The organism is Microbacterium sp. zg-B185 (genome assembly GCF_030246885.1).
Taxonomy (GTDB): domain Bacteria; phylum Actinomycetota; class Actinomycetes; order Actinomycetales; family Microbacteriaceae; genus Microbacterium.
The window spans coordinates 743,025-759,173 of sequence record NZ_CP126739.1; the positions used below are offsets into that span (position 1 = coordinate 743,025).

Sequence of the window (16,149 nt, forward strand, 5' to 3'; positions counted from 1 at the left end):
TTGGAGGCTTCACACAAGGGCCTGTGGCATCCGCTGTGGGATGCGACGGATTCCTCGGCGGGTGAGTGCGGCCGGCGCGTCGTCGGCGGTCCCGATTCCGCCGGGTGGCGAGCGTGCGTAGGGTGAGCCCATGTCGATTCCGCTTTCCGGATACCCCCGCGCGGCGGCCGTCTCGCCGCGTCTCCAAGTCGTCGAATCCACCGATTCGACCAACGCCGACCTCGTGCGGATGGTGACCGAGGATCCTGCGCAGTGGCCGCACCTGTCGGTTCTGCTGACCACTGACCAGCGCTCCGGACGGGGGCGGCTGGGCCGCACCTGGACGATCCCCGCCGGTACCGGCCTGGCGGTCTCGGTGCTGGTGGGCGTCGTCGACCTGCCGATGCCGTCACGGGCGTGGATCCCGCTCATTGCCGGTGCGGCCATGACGCGAGCGGTGCTGAACCAGCTGCGCGGCACCGGCCACACCGCGGGCCTGAAATGGCCCAACGACGTCCAGCTGGACGGGGGCAAGCTCTGCGGCATCCTGGCTGAGGTGGTGCCCGGCCGCCCGGGTGCGGTGGTGATCGGCGCAGGCGTGAACACGCGCATGACGCGGGTGGACCTGCCCGTCGACACCGCGACGTCCTTCGCCAACGTGGGACTGGAGGCGGACGAGGACCGGCTGCTGGCCGACTATCTCGTCGCGCTCGACACGCAGCTGACCGCGCTGAGCCTCGCCCACGGCGACGCGTCCGTGGCGGGCATCCGTGCCGAGATCGAGGCGCTGTGCACGACGCTCGGGTCGGACGTGGTCGTCTCGCTGCCGGATGGAACGAAGCTGCACGGCCGCGCCCAGCGGATCGATCGGGACGGCCGGCTCGTCGTCGTCGACGGCGACATCGAGACGCCCGTCTCGGCCGGAGACGTCGTCCACGTGCGCTGAGTCTGGGCGTGGCAGCCCGGAGTGTCGCCGGCCCGCACCAGAATAGAACCATGACCCAGCCGACCACGTTTGGCGGCAGATCGCCGATGGTCGTCCCCGGCGTGCCGACGCCCGAGCTGCGCATCGCCCGGTTCCGCGGGCACGCCCGCGGACTGACCTGGTCTGCCCTGATCCTGGTCGCCGTCGCCGGAGCGGTGGGCTACTTCTACGGCAACCTCCCCGCTCCGTTCGAGGACTGGATGCTGTTGACCGCCGCCGCGGCCATCGTGCTGTTCCTGGTGCTGCTGCCGTACCTGTCCTGGTGGGCGCATGTGTACACGATCACGACCCGTCGCGTCATCGAGCGATCGGGGATCGTCGGCGCGCACCGGCGTGAGCTGAGCCACGTGCGCGGGTACACGGTGCAGGAGCGCCGCGGCATCCTGCAGCGCATGTGGGGAGCTGGCACCCTGGTGCTCAGCAACGGCGTGGACCAGCCGCTGCGGCTGGCGAACATCCCGAGCGTCGCGCTGGTGCACGAGGCCCTGGTCGATCAGGTGGAGGTCAACCAGATCCTCGCGCACCGCGATGCCCAGGCGCTGCCCCCGGCCCCCGCCGAGCACCCCGGCGCCTGACCCGCTCCCTGTCGCCCTCGTGCGCCTCGCCCCTGCGCGCTCCCTGTTCACTTGCCCTGTGTGTACGGCAACCGAGCGCTTCGGCGTACATCCAGGGCAAGTGAACACCAGGGATGCCGCATGCCCGCCGGACGGGATCCTGGGCGGCGCCGGTGTGCGCGATGATGGGACCGGAACAGGCGACGAAAGGATCCCCATGACGTTGCGAGTCGGAGTCATCGGCGGCGGCCAGCTGGCCCGCATGATGATCGCACCCGCGGTCGAGATCGGCATCGACCTGCGCGTGCTGGCAGAGCAGGACGGAATGGCGGCGTCGCTCGCGGCCACGGCCGTCGGCGACTACCGCGACGCGGCGACCGTGCTCGCATTCGCCCGCGACGTCGACGTGGTCACGTTCGACCATGAGCACGTGCCGCAGGACGTCCTCGCCGCGCTCGTCGCGGCCGGGGTGACGGTGCGGCCCGGTCCCGACCCGCTGCGGTACGCGCAGGACAAGCTCCTCATGCGCGCGCGTCTCCAGGAGCTGGGCATGCCGCAGCCGGAATGGGCCGCGGTCTTCAACGCCGCAGAGCTGCAGAGCTTCCTCGACGCCCACGGCGGGCGCGCCGTCGTCAAGACGCCGCGCGGCGGATACGACGGCAAGGGCGTCCGCGTGGTGTCGGCGGGCACGGAAGCCGAGGACTGGTTCACGGCCCTCGCCGAGGACGCCCGCGGGGGCGCTCTGCTGGCCGAAGAGCTCGTCGACTTCTCCCGTGAGCTCGCGCAGCAGGTCGCGCGGCGCCCGTCAGGGCAGATGCGCGCCTATCCGGTCGTGGAGACCGTGCAGCGTGACGGCGTCTGCGCCGAGGTCATCGCGCCCGCACCGCACGGCGCCGGCCGGCTCTCGCAGGTCGCCTCGCGGATCGGGCTCGGCATCGCCGAGGGCCTGGATGTCACCGGGATGCTGGCCGTGGAGCTGTTCGAGACGACCGACGAGCGGCTGCTGGTGAACGAGCTGGCCATGCGCCCGCACAACAGCGGGCATTGGACCCAGGACGGCGCCGTCACCAGCCAGTTCGAGCAGCACCTGCGTGCGGTGCTTGACCTTCCGCTGGGCGATGCCGAGCCGAGCGCCGACTGGTCGGTGATGGTCAACATCCTCGGCGGCCCGGAATCGGACAGCCTGGACCAGCGCTTCGCCGCGGTCATGGAGGCGTACCCGGCCGCGAAGGTGCACACCTACGGCAAAGCGCCCCGACCGGGCCGCAAGGTCGGACATGTCACCGCCGTCGGCGACGACCTCGACGAGGTTGCATTCGAGGCGCGCGCCGCGGCATCCTTCTTCGAGGATTGACGCATACCGCGCGGCGCGGTCGGCGCGGGGTTCTCGAGAACCGGCTGACCGAAGGACCGCGCCGTTGCGGGGTTCTTCCAGCCTTCAGCCCTAGCCTGGTCGGGTGTCCCAGCCGCTGCATTCCTCCAACGCGCCCCTGATCGGCGTCGTGATGGGCTCCGATTCGGATTGGCGGGTCATGAGCGACGCGTCGCAGATCCTCACCGACTTCGACGTGCCGCACGAGGTGGAGGTCGTCTCGGCCCACCGCACGCCCGACAAGCTCATCCGCTACGGTCGTGACGCCCGCGGCCGCGGCCTCCGCGCGATCATCGCCGGCGCCGGCGGGGCTGCGCACCTGCCCGGGATGCTGGCCTCGGTGACCGTCCTTCCGGTCATCGGCGTGCCCGTGCCGCTGGCGACGCTCGACGGGCTGGATTCGCTCCTGAGCATCGTGCAGATGCCGGCCGGGATCCCGGTCGCCACCGTCTCCATCGGCGGGGCCAAGAACGCCGCGCTGCTGGCCGTGCGGATCCTCGGGACGACGGATGCCGCGCTGGCCGTGCGGATCGAGGACTACGCCCGGGAGCTGGAGTCCCAGGTGGAGGACAAGAACCGGCGGCTCAAGGATTCCTTGTGAGTGTGGCCAGCCCGCCACGCCCGGCCCCCTCCCGGGCGGCTTCGGCGAAGATCGTCGAAGACCGTCCGATGCGCTACCCCGACACCGCCTCGCGCGCAGTGATGACGCGACGCGGCTGGTGGCTGGTCCTGCTGAATTTCCTCCTTCCCGGATCCGCGCAGGCGGTCGCCGGCAATCGTCGTCTCGGCAGGGTCGGCCTCGGAGCGACCATCGCGATGTGGGTGCTGGTCATCGTGGGCGCTCTGGTCGCGCTGCTGTGGCCGACCGCGGCCTTCACCCTGGTCACCGGCGCATGGCTTCCCGAGTGGCTGGCGCTGCTGCGGCCCGTGCCGCTGCTGCTGATCCAGGGCCTGGTGATCGCGTACGGCATCCTCTGGGTGGTCCTGACCGTCGACACGCTGCGCCTGGTGCGGCTCGTCAAGACCGGTTCCGGCGCACGCGTCGGGATCGCCGCTGTCGCAGTGGCGCTTCTGGTGCTCTCCACGGCAGGCGCCGCCTATGCCGCCAACGTCGCCGGCACGGTGCGCGAGACCCTCGGCAGCATCTTCGTCGCGACCGGGCCGCCGGTACCGCCCAGCGACGGGTACTACAACATCCTGCTGCTCGGAGCGGACAGCGGCGAAGGCCGTGACTCGATGCGGTTCGACAGCATCTCGGTGGTGTCGGTCAACGCCGAGACGGGTGCGACGACGATCACCGGCATCCCGCGCGACATGCCGCGCTTCCCCTTCGCGCCCGGCCCGATGCAGGACCGCTACCCGAACGGCCACGAAGGCCACGCGGACCCGTCCTGCGGGTGGGGGAGCGGCGTGAACCAGTTGCGCACCGAGGTCGAGGTGTGCCAGGACGGGAACGCCCTGTATCCGGATGCTGTCGCCAACAGCTCCGAGCCCGGCATCGAGGCGACCAAGGACGCCGCGGAGGGCATCCTGGGCATCGAGATCCCGTACTACGTGTTCGTGGACATGCACGGCTTCGCAGCGCTCATCGACGCGCTCGGTGGGGTGGACATCACCGTGGCGGAGCGCCTGCCCAAGGGCGGCGGACCGGCGTACGCGGGTCAGCCCGCCGACGAGTGGGCGATCGGCTGGATCGAGGCCGGGGCGCAGCACATGGATGGCGACACGGCCCAGTGGTACGCCCGGTCGCGCTACACGACCGACGACTTCGATCGCATGAAGCGCCAGCGGCAGCTGCAGGAGGCGATTCTGGCGCAGTTCACGCCGCAGACGGTGCTGACCCGGTTCCAGGACGTCGCCACCGCGGGACAGGACCTCTTCCAGACCGACCTGCCGCAGTCGATGCTGCCCTTCCTCGCCGATCTCGCGCTCAAGGCGAAGGAGCAGCCGGTGACGACCATCGAACTCACCCCCGCCAGCGGCATCGACGAGTACGACCCGGACTACCCCTACATCCAGGAGCTCGTGCGGCTCGCCCTGCATCCGCCCACGCAGACGCCCACACCCGAAGGCTGAGCCGCATGACCGCAACGCTCCGGGTGATGCTCGACCAGCTGGTCGCGCCGACCGATCCCGATCTGGCCACCGCCGCCCGCGAACTCACCCGCGGACTCGTCGCCGGCACGCCCGCCGGCTGCGAGGTGCAGGGCATCGCGCCTGCCGGACCCACGGACCGGCCCGTCGAGATCCCCGGGCTCGTCGGCGTGCGCCGCACGGCGCTGGCACGGCGGGAGCTTGCCGCCGCCCTGCAGTTCGGCCTGGCGACCGGTATCGGCGGGGGGATGATCCACTCCCCGACGCTGCTGGCGCCCCTGGTGCGTCACGATCGGGTGCACGAGAACGATCAGACCGTCGTGACCATCTGGGATCTGGGACCCTGGGAGGCCCCCGCCGACTGGCCCAAGCCCATCGTCTCGTGGCATCGCGCGATGCTCAAGCGCGCCGTCAAGCACGCCGACGCGGTGGTCGTTCCGACGCACTCGATGGCCGTGCGGCTGGGCGAGATCGCGAAGCTCGGCGAACGGATCCGGGTCATCGCGGGCGCCGCGCCGGCCGGGTTCGCCGTGCCGGGTGACGAGGTCGGGCGGCGCCGGCAGCTCGATCTCCCCGACGGATTCGTCCTGCTCGCCGGCCACGCTGCTCCCCGCGACGCGCTGGCAGCGGGTTTGGATGCCGTCGGCCATGCCGCGCTGGATCTGCCGGTCGTGGTCATCGGCGCCGGCGAAGGGGAGGAACCGGCGATCGCCGACCTCGCCGCGGCTGCGGGCATCCCCGAGCGCAATCTCCACGTGCGCGGCGTCCTGTCCACCGAGGATCGTGCCGCGGTGTTCGGTGGCGCGGTGGTCTTCGTCGCCCCCGCGCACAGCAGCGCGTTCCCCTGGCGGATCCTGGAGGCACTGGCCCTCGGGGTGCCGGTGGTGGCGGCATCCTCGCCGATCCATGACGAGCTGGTCGTGGACGGCGGGATGCTGGTTCCGGCCGACGGCTTGGCCGACGCGCTCGGCCGGGCGCTGGGATCTGCCGCGTCGGTGGAACGTCTCGGGGTGCTGGCGGCGGACCGCGGCCGTGCCTATTCGTGGCGCGAGTCTGCCGACCGGGTCTGGCAGCTGCACGCCGACTTGTAGACCGCCGCGAAACGTCTGACTTGCGCGTGTCGGTAGTGGTGGTTTCCAGAAAACTTTGGTATTCATCTGCAACTTCAGTCACACTGGTCACATGACGACGGTTGCTTCCCCCCGATCCAGAGCGCGTGCCGTGACCTTGGCCGTGAGCTGGGCCGCGACCGCCGCACTCGTCCTGGGCATGATCAGCGCCGGCAGCGGGGCCGCCGTGGCGCAGCCCGCACCCGCCGCGGCCACCGTCGCGCAGGGTCCGGTCAAGACCGCTGATCTGTCGAAGTTCCAGCCCGGGCACATCATCAGCGACGCGGCATTCTTCGACAAGGGCACGATGTCCGAAGCTCAGATCCAGGCCTTCCTGCAGGCCAAGGTGCCCAACTGCCAGTCCGGATACATCTGTCTGAAGGACTGGTACGACACCTCGCGCACGACCGCAGCGGATGCGATGTGCGGAGCGTACTCCGGCGGCACGCGCGAGCGGGCATCCACGATCATCTACAAGGTCGCGCAGGCGTGCGGGATCAATCCCCAGGTGCTGATCGTGATGCTTCAGAAAGAGCAGGGTCTGGTCAACCACACCTGGCCCAGCGACTGGCGCTACACGATCGCGATGGGACAGGGTTGTCCCGACACCGCGGCGTGTGACACCCGGTACTACGGCTTCTTCAATCAGATGTACGGCGCGGCGTGGCAGCTGAAGCGCTATGCCAACCCGGCAGGGACTAGCCAGTACTTCACCTGGTACGCGCCCGGAAAGACATGGAACGTTCGCTGGCACCCGAACGAGGCATGCGGCTCGTCGCCCGTGTACATCCAGAACCAGGCCACGGCCAACCTCTACTACTACACGCCCTATCAGCCGAACGCGGCGGCCATCCGCGCCGGCTACGGCGAGGGTGACGGCTGCTCGAGCTACGGCAACCGCAACTTCTATCAGTACTTCACGGACTGGTTCGGCTCGACGCCGCTGCCGACCGTCGCCTCCGTGGATTCGTCTGCGCACGTCACCGCTCTCGATTCCAGCGGAACTCTCTGGGCCTACCCGTTCGCGGCCGGTGGATCCTGGGGCACGCCGATCAAGGTGGCCTCGATGCCCGACGCGCGACGCGCCCTCGCGGTCGGCGACCTGGACGGCGATGGCCATCGCGACGTGATCGGTGTGAGCGCCGGCGGCATGACAACCCTGTACCTCAGTGACGGAGGAACCACGTACGGCCGAACCCGCCCGCTGGGCGCCGATTGGTCCGGGGCCGTGCTCGCCACAGCGGCCGGTGACTTCGACGGTGACGGCGCGCCGGATGCGTTCACGACGAACGGCGTCGGCGACCTGCTGCTCTGGCGCAACACGGGAGCCGGCCGGCTGCGGGCACCCATCGTGGTCGGCACCGGATGGGGCGGCATGAGTCTGCTCTCCGGGGGCGCTGACATGGATGGCGACGGCGCGCCCGACCTCGTCGCTCGGCACAGCAACGGCAACCTGTACCTGTACACCGGCAACGGTTCGGGCAGCTGGCGAGGATCGACGCAGATCGGCAGCAACTGGTGGGGGATGACGGCTGTCTTCAGCCCCGGTGACTTCTCCGGCGATGGCGTGCGCGACATCTTGGCACGCGACACCGCGGGGGGCCTCTGGCACTACTACGGTGCGGGGGGCGGGCGCATCGCCGGCGGAACCCGGGTGGGGAACGGCTGGAGTGGAATGGTCGATATCGCGGGCACCGGACCTGACACGGCGAACGTCCGGGTGTTCCCGGCGGGTGCCGGTGACGTGGACGGTGACAGGGCTCGGGACGTCCTCGCCCTGACTGAGGGCGGCCAGTTGCTCGCGTACCGAGGTGACGGAACGGGCGGTTGGCGCGGATCGAGCGCCATCGAAGGCGTATGGCCCATCGGAAGTCGGCTGGTGACGATGGGCGACTTCTCAGGGGACGGCGCAGCAGATCTGGGGCGCGTGCTCGCCGACGGCACCTTCGAACTGCTCAAAGGGCGCGGCGACAGCACCTACGAGGCTCCGATCGCGATCGGCAACGGATGGAGCTCAATAGGTCTCCTGGTCGGCGGCGTCGACTTTGACGGGGACCGCAACGTCGACGTCGTCGGGCGCGACGCATCGGGCAACCTGGTGATGTACCGCGGCGACGGAGTCGGTGGTTGGCTCGGCGGCCTCACGACCGTCGGCAACGGCTGGGGCGGCGTGAACGCCTTGTTCTATGCGGGAGATTTCGACGGCGACAGCGCACCAGACATGATCGCTCGCCTGGCTGACGGCGCCCTCTGGCTCTATCCGGGCTCAGGCTCGGGAGGATGGCGGACTCCCCGCGCGATCGGCGTCAACTGGTTCGGGTTCACGGCGATAATCGGCGCGGGCAACTTCGACGGAAGCGGTGGCCCCGACGTGCTTGCGCGCACCGCGGGCGGTCTGCTTTACCTCTACCGGGGCGACGGTCGTGGGGGCTGGCAGAGCGATGCGGTCATCGGACAGGGCTGGAATGGGATGATCCAGCTCGGCTGACCGAGATCGCGCGCCCGGTCGTTTGGCATCTACGGCGTCGGCGGCTGTCGTAGAATCGCAACCTGTGTGCGGAATGGGCCGCAACGTCTACCCCGATGAGTCGAGCAGTGTCCCAGATCCGAGATCCATTCGCGCAGGTGCCGCGCTCTGCCTTCGACGTGCCCGGAAAAGCAGGTGGCCTGCTCGACGTGTTCCGCTGGCATTATTTGCTGCGTCTGCTCGTCCGAACGGGCGTCACCACGCGCTATCGGAACTCGATCCTCGGCTGGACGTGGTCGTATGTGCGCCCCGCCGCGCAGTTTCTGGTGTTCTGGGTCGTGCTCGGGCTGTTCCTCAACCTCGAGCGCGGCATCTCCAATTACGCGATCTACCTCTTTTCGGGGATCGTGGTGATCAACCTCTTCAGCGAGGCGTTCAAGAACGCGACGACGTCGATCGTGGGCAACGCCCCTCTTGTGCGGAAGGTCTACCTGCCCCGGCAACTCTTCGCGGTGTCCGCAGTCATGGTGGCTTTCGTCCACTTTCTTCCGCAGGTCGGGCTGCTGCTCATCGTCTGCCTGTTTCTGGGGTGGACAGCCCACATCTCGATCCTGTCCGTCCTCGCCGTCCTGGCAGGAGCCCTGCTGGTCATGGTGTTCGCCCTCGGGCTCGGGCTGCTGTTCGGCGCCATGAACGTTCGCTACCGCGACGCGGAGAACATCGTGGAACTTCTCCTCCTGCTGGCCACCTGGGCGTCGCCTGTCCTGTATTCGTGGGTCATGGTCAAGGAGGCGATACACCAGCTGGGCTGGCCCTCCTGGCTGCTCGAGGTGTATCTCCTGAACCCCATCACGCAGGCCGTCGAACTTTTCCATTTCGCGTTCTGGTACCCGGTGACTGAGACGACGCTTGCGCTTCCCCCGGGCCTGGCGGTCAACACCCTGTGGACATTCCTGATCGCGATCGTCGTCCTGCTGATCGGTCAGGCGGTCTTCCGCCGCCTTGAGGGAAGGTTTGCGCAGGACCTATGAGCACTCAGGCCGTCACCGAACAGCGACCGAGCATCATCGTCGCAGACGTTCACAAGACATTCACCCTCAATCACGCGTTCTCTCTCAAGGACACGATCGTCTCGTGGATCCGTGGCCGGAAGCTCACAAGCCAGTTCGAGGCGTTGAAGGGCCTTGACCTCGTCATCAACGAGGGGGAATCCGTCGCGATCCTCGGCTTGAATGGCTCGGGCAAGTCAACGCTTCTCAAACTCGTCTCCGGCGTCATGCAGCCCGATGGCGGATCCGTGCTGACGCGTGGGCGAGTGGCTGGACTCATCGAAGTCGGAGCTGGGTTTCATCCCGAGTTGTCGGGTCGCGAGAACGTATTCCTCAACGCGGCGATCCTGGGAATGAGTCGGAAGGAGATCGAAGCGCGCTACGACGAGATCGTCGCATTCAGCGGCATCGAGCCCTTCATCGATCAAGAAGTCAAGCACTACTCGTCGGGTATGTTCATGCGACTTGCGTTCTCGGTCGCCATCCACGTCAACCTGGACATCCTCCTTGTCGACGAGATCCTCTCCGTCGGCGATGCGCCGTTCCGCGAGAAGTGCCGACTCAAGTTTCAGGAACTGATCCAAAGGCGCAAGACGCTCGTCGTGGTCAGTCACGACATGGAGATGGTGCGCGAGTTGTGTACGCGCGGAATCGTGATCAGCAAGGGGTCGGTGGTCTACGACGGCCCCGTCGAGGGAGCCATCGTCATCGTCGGCGCTGAGTGATGGGATGGGTCGCCGCATCCGGCGTCGTGCTGACAGCTGTCGGGTGGATGGTAGTTCCCGGACTCGCCTTCGGCATGGCAGCCAGGCTGCGCGGACTCGCCCTGGCCGCATTCGCGCCGGTCGCCAGTACGGCGATCCTTGCGACGATCGCGCTCTTGTTCGGGCTCTGCGGAATCCCCTGGTCGCCATGGACGGCCGCAGGTGCCGCTGCAGTGGTGGTGCTCGCAGTGTGGGGCATCCGCGTCCTGGTTCGACCTTCACCTGTCGCGGCCCGCTGGCAGCCTGGGGCGCACTGGATTGTGCCGGCGGGTATCGCTGTCGGCACGGTGTTGGCCGCACTGCGGCTGGCGCTGTACATCGGCGAACCGCAAAACGTCTCTCAGACCAACGACGCAGTCTTCCATCTCAACGCGCTGCGATACATCCTCGAATCCGGTTCGGCATCGTCCCTCGACATCACCGGGATGCTGGACATATCGAGCTTCTATCCCGCAGCCTGGCATGCGCCAACTTCTCTGGTCGCGATGTCGACGGACGCCGACCTGGTCGTCGTCGCGAATGCGATGACCATCGTCATCGGTGCCCTGGTGTGGACATCGGGCATCGCCTGGTTGACGTCGGTGGCCACCGACGGCAACAGGCTGGCGGCGGCGGCAGCAGCGTCTCTCTCTGCGGCCCTGGTGGCCTTTCCGCTCCTGATGATCCAGTGGGGCGTGCTGTATCCGGCGCTGTTGGCGATCGCCTTGCTGCCCGCAGCTGTCGCCGCGGCGATTGATCTGCCCAGACGACTGAGGGGGTCCGAGCGGAACGCGCGAGACGCCGTCTGGGGTGCGCTGCTCATTTTGGTCGGTGTCGCCGCGGTGGCCCTCGCACATCCGTCGCTGCTGCTGGCGTGGGGGCTTCTCGTGGTGTCGTTTGCGGTGTGGTGGATCGGCGGCAGGTGGCGTAGCGCGACCCTACGCCAGCGTGCTGCCATGCTGATCGCGGCACTGGCGAGCGTGTTCGCGCTGGCGGCCGTCTGGTTCGTGATGGGCGGGCTCGTGACCGGCGAGTGGCCGCACTCGCGCGGCAGGATCCAGGCACTCGCCGATATCCTCATCAACAGCCAGCTCGGCTTCCCGGCCGCCTGGGGGGTCAGCATCCTGATGATCGTCGGGCTGATCGTGTGTGCGCGCGCACAGGCTCTGCGTTGGCTGGCGACGGCGTGGGTCCTCATCGCCTGTCTGTACTTCGTCGCCGTCGCCGTCGGCAACCCCGCGGTTCGCGCGATCACCGGACCGTTCTACGACGATCCGTACCGGATCGCGGCGCTAGTTCCCGTGGTGGTCATCCCCCTCGCCGGGATCGGGGTGTCGGCTGTCGCGACCTGGGCGCAGAACGTGCTGCGCGCGCGATCGAAGAAGGCACGCCGCCCGGACCCCGGCACGACGGCCGCCGCGTGGACCATCGGGGTCATGGCAGCCTTCGGCGCTGTCTCCCTCGCCGTGGCTCCGGTGATCCAGTGGCGCGACGTGTGGAGCGGTGCTGTGGACCATGCGACGTGGTATCAGATGGACGAGTCGTCGTACCTCAGTGTTGATGAGCTCGCTCTTTTGGAACGGTTGCCGCAGCGGGTGCCTGCCGACCAGCTCGTCCTGGGTAACCCTTCAACCGGAATGGCTTTCGGGTATGCGCTGGGTGAGCATGCCGTCTATCCCAAGACATGGCAGCCACCTCGGACGCAGGCCTACGAGGTGCTCGCGGGCAACCTCAATGCGGTGGCCACGGACCCGCTGGTCTGCCCTGCGCTCGATGCCATCGGCTCCCGGTACGTGCTGGACTTCGGTCCGGGCGACGCTGATTACGGACATTACGTCCTGCCCGGATTCACGGGTCTGGCGGAGGCCGACGGCTTTGAGCTCGTGGACCGCGAGGGTCAGGCATCCCTCTGGCGGGTCACAGCCTGCGACTAAGGCAGCGGCTCGGTATGCGGCGGTGCCGCGCTGTCGTCCTGGACGGAAGGCTGGCGCTCGCTCTCGCGCGCTTCCAGCAGGGCGATTCGACGCGCGAGCTGGGTGATGCGGCGGTTCTGCTCGACGTTGGTGCGGTACTGCGTGGCGATCACCACGAGCACGACCAGTACAAGGGCGTAGAGGAGGAGATCGGTTCCGCGGCCGACACCGATCAGCGACGCCACCCAGGAAAGCCACTGCGGGAACAGCACCGAGAGCACCGCGACGATGACGAAGCCGAACAGCAACAGACGTCGGATCGCGAGGTGACTGTCGCTGCCTGGATTGCGGATCACCAGGAACCCGATGATCACAATCGCGACGATCAGGATGATCTGGATCAGCATCAGCGCACGACCAAGTCGACGAGGATGTTCACGGAGTTCAGCACGCTCTGACCCTTCGCCTTCGAATAGTCGGTGTAAAGGAGTTCGACGGGATACTCCGCCCACGGCAGCCCGGTGTTTCCGAGCTGGAGGACGATCTCCGTGGCATGCGCCATGCGGTCCTGCTTCAGCTGCACGTAGCGGGCCGCGTCCCTGCGAATGACCCGAAGGCCGTTATGCGCGTCGGTCAAACGAAGGCCGGTCGTCTGGTTGGTGACCCACACGGCGGTCTTGAGGATGACGTGCTTCATCCAGCCCGGCCGGGTGCGGTCATCCAGGAACCGCGACCCGAAAACGATGGCGAGGTCAGCGCGGCGCGCCTCTGCGACCATGCCGACGGCATCCTCCACGCGATGCTGGCCGTCGGCGTCGAAGGTCACGACATAGCGTGCAGAGGGATGTTCGAGCACGTACTCAATCCCTGTCTGCAGGGCAGCGCCCTGGCCCAGATTCACGGGATGCGACACGACGGTGGCCCCGGCTGCGCGGGCGGCGTCGGCCGAGCCGTCGGAGGATCCGTCGTCGACGCAGACAATGTGGCGGAACGACGTCCTAAGGCCGGTGATGACCTCGCCGATGACGGATGCCTCGTTGTAGAGCGGAATGACCACCCACGCCCCATCTCCGGGAGACGGCTCTCCCGAAGGGCCTTCAGTGCTCATCGTTCCATTCTTGCAGAGGCGGTAGACTCGACGTTGCACTCCGCGGTCCGATGCCGGAGTCGCGAGGAGCCCCCGAACGTGAGCCAGTCTTCCGCCGTGCGCGTCACGGATTCCGCAGACGTGTCCGTCGATGCGACGATCGGGGGTGGGTCGTCCATCTGGCACCTCGCGCAGGTGCGCGAGGGGGCCGTCATCGGCCAGAACTGCGTGATCGGACGGGGCGCCTACATCGGCACCGGCGTCGTGATGGGCGACAACTGCAAGGTGCAGAACTACGCCCTTGTCTATGAGCCCGCCCGTCTGGGCGATGGCGTCTTCATCGGCCCTGCCGTCGTGCTGACCAACGACACCTATCCACGGGCGATCAATCCCGATGGCACGCTGAAGAGCGCCCATGACTGGCAGCCCGTCGGCGTCACGATCGAGACTGGGGCATCGATCGGAGCCCGGGCAACGTGCGTCGCGCCGGTCACCATCGGCGCCTGGGCCACGGTCGCCGCCGGCGCCGTCGTGGTCAAGGACGTGCCCGCGTACGCCCTGGTCGCGGGTGTACCGGCGCGCCGCATCGGATGGGTCGGCCGCTCAGGTCACCCACTCACCGAACGTGACGGACAGTGGCACTGTCCCGTCTCCTCCGACATCTATACAGAGGTCGATGGCACACTCAGAGAGGTCACCCTGTGACGCTGGACTTCATCCCTCCCGCCAAGCCGATCATCGGCGCTGACGAGCGCGAGGCGGTCGACCGAGTGCTACGCACCGGCATGGTCGCCCAGGGGCCGGAAGTTGCCGCGTTCGAACGCGAGTTCTCCGAGCACTTCGTGCAGGGGCGTCCGACCGTCGCCGTGAACTCCGGCACATCCGGCCTGCACCTCGGGCTCCTTGCCGCGGGCGTGGGCCGCGGTGACGAGGTCATCGTTCCGTCGTTCACCTTCGCAGCGACCGGCAACTCGGTGGCGCTGACGGGTGCGACGCCGGTGTTCGTCGACATCGAGCCAGAGACATTCTCGCTGGACCCTGCCGCGGTCGAGGCTGCGATAACACCACGGACCCGCGGCATCCTGCCCGTTCACCTGTACGGGCACCCCGCTCGACTCCGCGAGCTCTCGTCCATCGCCGAGAAGCACGGCGTGGCCCTCTACGAGGACGCCGCGCAGGCCCATGGTGCGTCCCTCGACGGACGGCCGGTCGGCGCATGGGGCGCGTTCGCGATGTTCTCGTTGTATCCGACCAAGAACATGACCAGCGGCGAGGGCGGCATGGTCACACTGGCCGACGACAAGCTCGCCCGCGCAGTCCGTCTTCTCCGCAACCAGGGCATGGAGAAGCAGTATGAGAACGAGGTCGTGGGCTTCAACGCCCGCATGACCGATATCCACGCCGCGATCGGCCGTGTCCAGCTTACGAAGGTGGATGCCTGGACCCGGCGCCGCCAGGAGAACGCCGCCTTCCTCGACGCGAGTCTTCGCGGGGTTGTCGTACCCACGGTGGCCGAGGGCGCCGTGCACGTCTACCACCAGTACACGATCCGCGTTCCCGAGGACCGCGACGGTTTCGTGAAGGCGCTGAAGGACGAGTACCAGGTCGGCAGCGGCGTGTACTACCCGATTCCCAACCACCGGCTTCCGTCGCTCGCACCGTTCGCGCCCGGCCTCGATTTGCCGGTCACGGAAGTCGCGGCGAGTGAGGTCGTCTCGCTGCCCGTGCACCCTTCGCTGACCGCCGCAGACCTGGACCGCGTCGCTGCTGCCGTCAACGCTGTAGCCGGGGCGGGTTCCTGATGGCGCTGAGGGCGGGGCTTCTCGGCATCGGGATGATGGGGCGGCATCACGCCAGGGTGCTGCGCGAAGTCGAGGGTCTGGAGCTCGTCGCCATCGCTGATCCTGGCGGCGACCCCCATGGCGTTGCGGCGGGCTTGGACGTGCTTCCCGACGTCGAGGCACTGATCGCCTCCGGTATCGACATCGCCGTCGTCGCGGTTCCTACCCGGCACCACTTCGCTGCGGCGATGGCACTGGCCGAAGCCGGCATCCACACGCTCGTCGAGAAGCCGATCGCGCACTCCACCGAAGCAGGCCGCCTGATGGCTCACGCGTTCTCCTCGCGAGGACTGGTGGGCGCGGTCGGACACGTGGAGCGCTTCAATCCCGCCCTGCAGGAATTGCGACGCCGCCTGGCTAACGGCGACGTGGGCGAGGTCTACCAGATTGCCACCCGCCGCCAGAGCACGTTCCCCGCACGAATCGCCGACGTGGGAGTGGGCATGGACCTGGCCTCCCACGACATCGACCTGACGGCCTGGGTCGCTCAGAGCGAATACAAGACGGTGTACGCCCAGACCACCTTCAAGAGCGGCCGCGAATACGAGGACATGATCGCGTTGACAGGCAGGCTTTCCAATGGCGTGATCGTCAACCATCTGATCAACTGGCTCAGCCCGATGAAGGAGCGGGTGACCGTCGTCACCGGCGATCGGGGGACGTACATCGCCGACACGGCGACAGGCGACCTCACCTTCCACGCCAACGGGACGATCGCACTTGAATGGGACTCGGTCTCGTCGTTCCGGGGCGTGTCCGAGGGTGACGTGACCCGATTCTCGTTCGCCAAGCGCGAGCCGCTACGCGTCGAGCACGAGGCGTTCCGCGACGCAGTGCTCGGGCTGCCGAGCAACGTCGTCACGATGGAACAGGGCCTGCACACGCTGGAGGTCGTCGAGGGGGCGCTCACTTCGGCGGCCGACGGCGCCTCGGTCACATTCTGATGACGCGTCTGT

General features: G+C 68.0%; 15 protein-coding genes. 13 read left to right on the forward strand and 2 right to left on the reverse strand.

All coding sequences use genetic code 11. The annotated features are described in order from the left end of the window. Positions 1-130 precede the first annotated feature (130 nt). The 10 genes from QNO12_RS03505 (at position 131) to QNO12_RS03550 (ending at position 12,286) form a co-directional block, all read left to right on the forward strand. Positions 131-925, forward strand: coding sequence for a biotin--[acetyl-CoA-carboxylase] ligase (locus QNO12_RS03505; protein WP_257502949.1), 795 nt, complete (start codon positions 131-133; stop codon positions 923-925). Positions 926-975: 50 nt separating this feature from the next. Continuing rightward, on the forward strand, positions 976-1,539 hold the full coding sequence (locus QNO12_RS03510; RefSeq protein ID WP_257502948.1) for a PH domain-containing protein: 564 nt from the start codon (positions 976-978) through the stop codon (positions 1,537-1,539). A gap of 196 nt (positions 1,540-1,735) precedes the next feature. Further along, entirely contained in the window at positions 1,736-2,872 is a 1,137-nt protein-coding gene (locus QNO12_RS03515; protein WP_257502947.1) for a 5-(carboxyamino)imidazole ribonucleotide synthase, read from the forward strand. Between the two features lie 151 nt (positions 2,873-3,023). Beyond that, on the forward strand, positions 3,024-3,491 hold the full coding sequence (gene purE, locus QNO12_RS03520) for a 5-(carboxyamino)imidazole ribonucleotide mutase (protein WP_257502979.1): 468 nt from the start codon (positions 3,024-3,026) through the stop codon (positions 3,489-3,491). Further along, the gene (locus tag QNO12_RS03525) at positions 3,488-4,966 is read left to right on the forward strand and encodes an LCP family protein (protein WP_257502946.1); all 1,479 of its coding nucleotides are present in this window, start codon (positions 3,488-3,490) and stop codon (positions 4,964-4,966) included. The genes purE and QNO12_RS03525 overlap by 4 nt, the downstream gene beginning before the upstream one ends. Positions 4,967-4,971: 5 nt before the next feature. After that, the gene (locus QNO12_RS03530) at positions 4,972-6,075 is read left to right on the forward strand and encodes a glycosyltransferase (protein ID WP_257502945.1); all 1,104 of its coding nucleotides are present in this window, start codon (positions 4,972-4,974) and stop codon (positions 6,073-6,075) included. A 91-nt stretch (positions 6,076-6,166) separates the two neighbouring features. Then, entirely contained in the window at positions 6,167-8,581 is a 2,415-nt protein-coding gene (locus QNO12_RS03535; RefSeq protein ID WP_257502944.1) for an FG-GAP repeat domain-containing protein, read from the forward strand. Between the two features lie 107 nt (positions 8,582-8,688). Then, positions 8,689-9,591 (forward strand): ABC transporter permease, encoded by a 903-nt coding sequence (locus QNO12_RS03540; RefSeq protein WP_257502943.1) that lies wholly within the window; start codon positions 8,689-8,691, stop codon positions 9,589-9,591. Next, a complete protein-coding gene (locus QNO12_RS03545; protein WP_257502942.1) occupies positions 9,588-10,334 on the forward strand; it encodes an ABC transporter ATP-binding protein in 747 nt (248 codons plus the stop codon). Before QNO12_RS03540 ends, QNO12_RS03545 begins: the two co-directional genes overlap by 4 nt. After that, entirely contained in the window at positions 10,334-12,286 is a 1,953-nt protein-coding gene (locus QNO12_RS03550) for a DUF6541 family protein (protein WP_257502941.1), read from the forward strand. The genes QNO12_RS03545 and QNO12_RS03550 overlap by 1 nt, the downstream gene beginning before the upstream one ends. Here the strand turns inward: QNO12_RS03550 and QNO12_RS03555 are convergent. Continuing rightward, positions 12,283-12,672 carry a DUF2304 domain-containing protein gene (locus QNO12_RS03555; RefSeq protein ID WP_257502940.1) on the reverse strand — a complete coding sequence of 130 codons (390 nt, stop codon included), beginning with the start codon at positions 12,670-12,672 and terminating at the stop codon, positions 12,283-12,285. The two genes, QNO12_RS03550 and QNO12_RS03555, sit on opposite strands and share 4 nt — an antisense overlap. Then, a complete protein-coding gene (locus QNO12_RS03560; protein ID WP_257502939.1) occupies positions 12,672-13,373 on the reverse strand; it encodes a glycosyltransferase family 2 protein in 702 nt (233 codons plus the stop codon). Before QNO12_RS03560 ends, QNO12_RS03555 begins: the two co-directional genes overlap by 1 nt. 78 nt (positions 13,374-13,451) lie before the next feature. Between QNO12_RS03560 and QNO12_RS03565 the strand changes: the two genes are divergently transcribed. Genes QNO12_RS03565 through QNO12_RS03575 form a run of 3 tightly spaced genes read left to right on the forward strand, consistent with a single transcriptional unit; the run spans position 13,452 to position 16,137 of the window. Further along, on the forward strand, positions 13,452-14,057 hold the full coding sequence (locus tag QNO12_RS03565) for an acyltransferase (RefSeq protein ID WP_257502938.1): 606 nt from the start codon (positions 13,452-13,454) through the stop codon (positions 14,055-14,057). Continuing rightward, entirely contained in the window at positions 14,054-15,154 is a 1,101-nt protein-coding gene (locus QNO12_RS03570) for a DegT/DnrJ/EryC1/StrS family aminotransferase (protein WP_257502937.1), read from the forward strand. Before QNO12_RS03565 ends, QNO12_RS03570 begins: the two co-directional genes overlap by 4 nt. Next, entirely contained in the window at positions 15,151-16,137 is a 987-nt protein-coding gene (locus QNO12_RS03575) for a Gfo/Idh/MocA family protein (RefSeq protein ID WP_257502978.1), read from the forward strand. Before QNO12_RS03570 ends, QNO12_RS03575 begins: the two co-directional genes overlap by 4 nt. Positions 16,138-16,149: the final 12 nt, after the last annotated feature.

Coding starts and splice junctions, on each gene's coding strand:
- QNO12_RS03515 (WP_257502947.1), top strand. CDS start 1,736: ATGACGTTGCGAGTCGGAGTCATCGGCGGCGGCCAGCTGGCCCGCATG.
- QNO12_RS03550 (WP_257502941.1), top strand. CDS start 10,334: ATGGGATGGGTCGCCGCATCCGGCGTCGTGCTGACAGCTGTCGGGTGG.
- QNO12_RS03505 (WP_257502949.1), top strand. CDS start 131: ATGTCGATTCCGCTTTCCGGATACCCCCGCGCGGCGGCCGTCTCGCCG.
- purE (WP_257502979.1), top strand. CDS start 3,024: ATGGGCTCCGATTCGGATTGGCGGGTCATGAGCGACGCGTCGCAGATC.
- QNO12_RS03555 (WP_257502940.1), bottom strand. CDS start 12,672: ATGCTGATCCAGATCATCCTGATCGTCGCGATTGTGATCATCGGGTTC.
- QNO12_RS03545 (WP_257502942.1), top strand. CDS start 9,588: ATGAGCACTCAGGCCGTCACCGAACAGCGACCGAGCATCATCGTCGCA.
- QNO12_RS03560 (WP_257502939.1), bottom strand. CDS start 13,373: ATGAGCACTGAAGGCCCTTCGGGAGAGCCGTCTCCCGGAGATGGGGCG.
- QNO12_RS03535 (WP_257502944.1), top strand. CDS start 6,167: ATGACGACGGTTGCTTCCCCCCGATCCAGAGCGCGTGCCGTGACCTTG.
- QNO12_RS03510 (WP_257502948.1), top strand. CDS start 976: ATGACCCAGCCGACCACGTTTGGCGGCAGATCGCCGATGGTCGTCCCC.
- QNO12_RS03530 (WP_257502945.1), top strand. CDS start 4,972: ATGACCGCAACGCTCCGGGTGATGCTCGACCAGCTGGTCGCGCCGACC.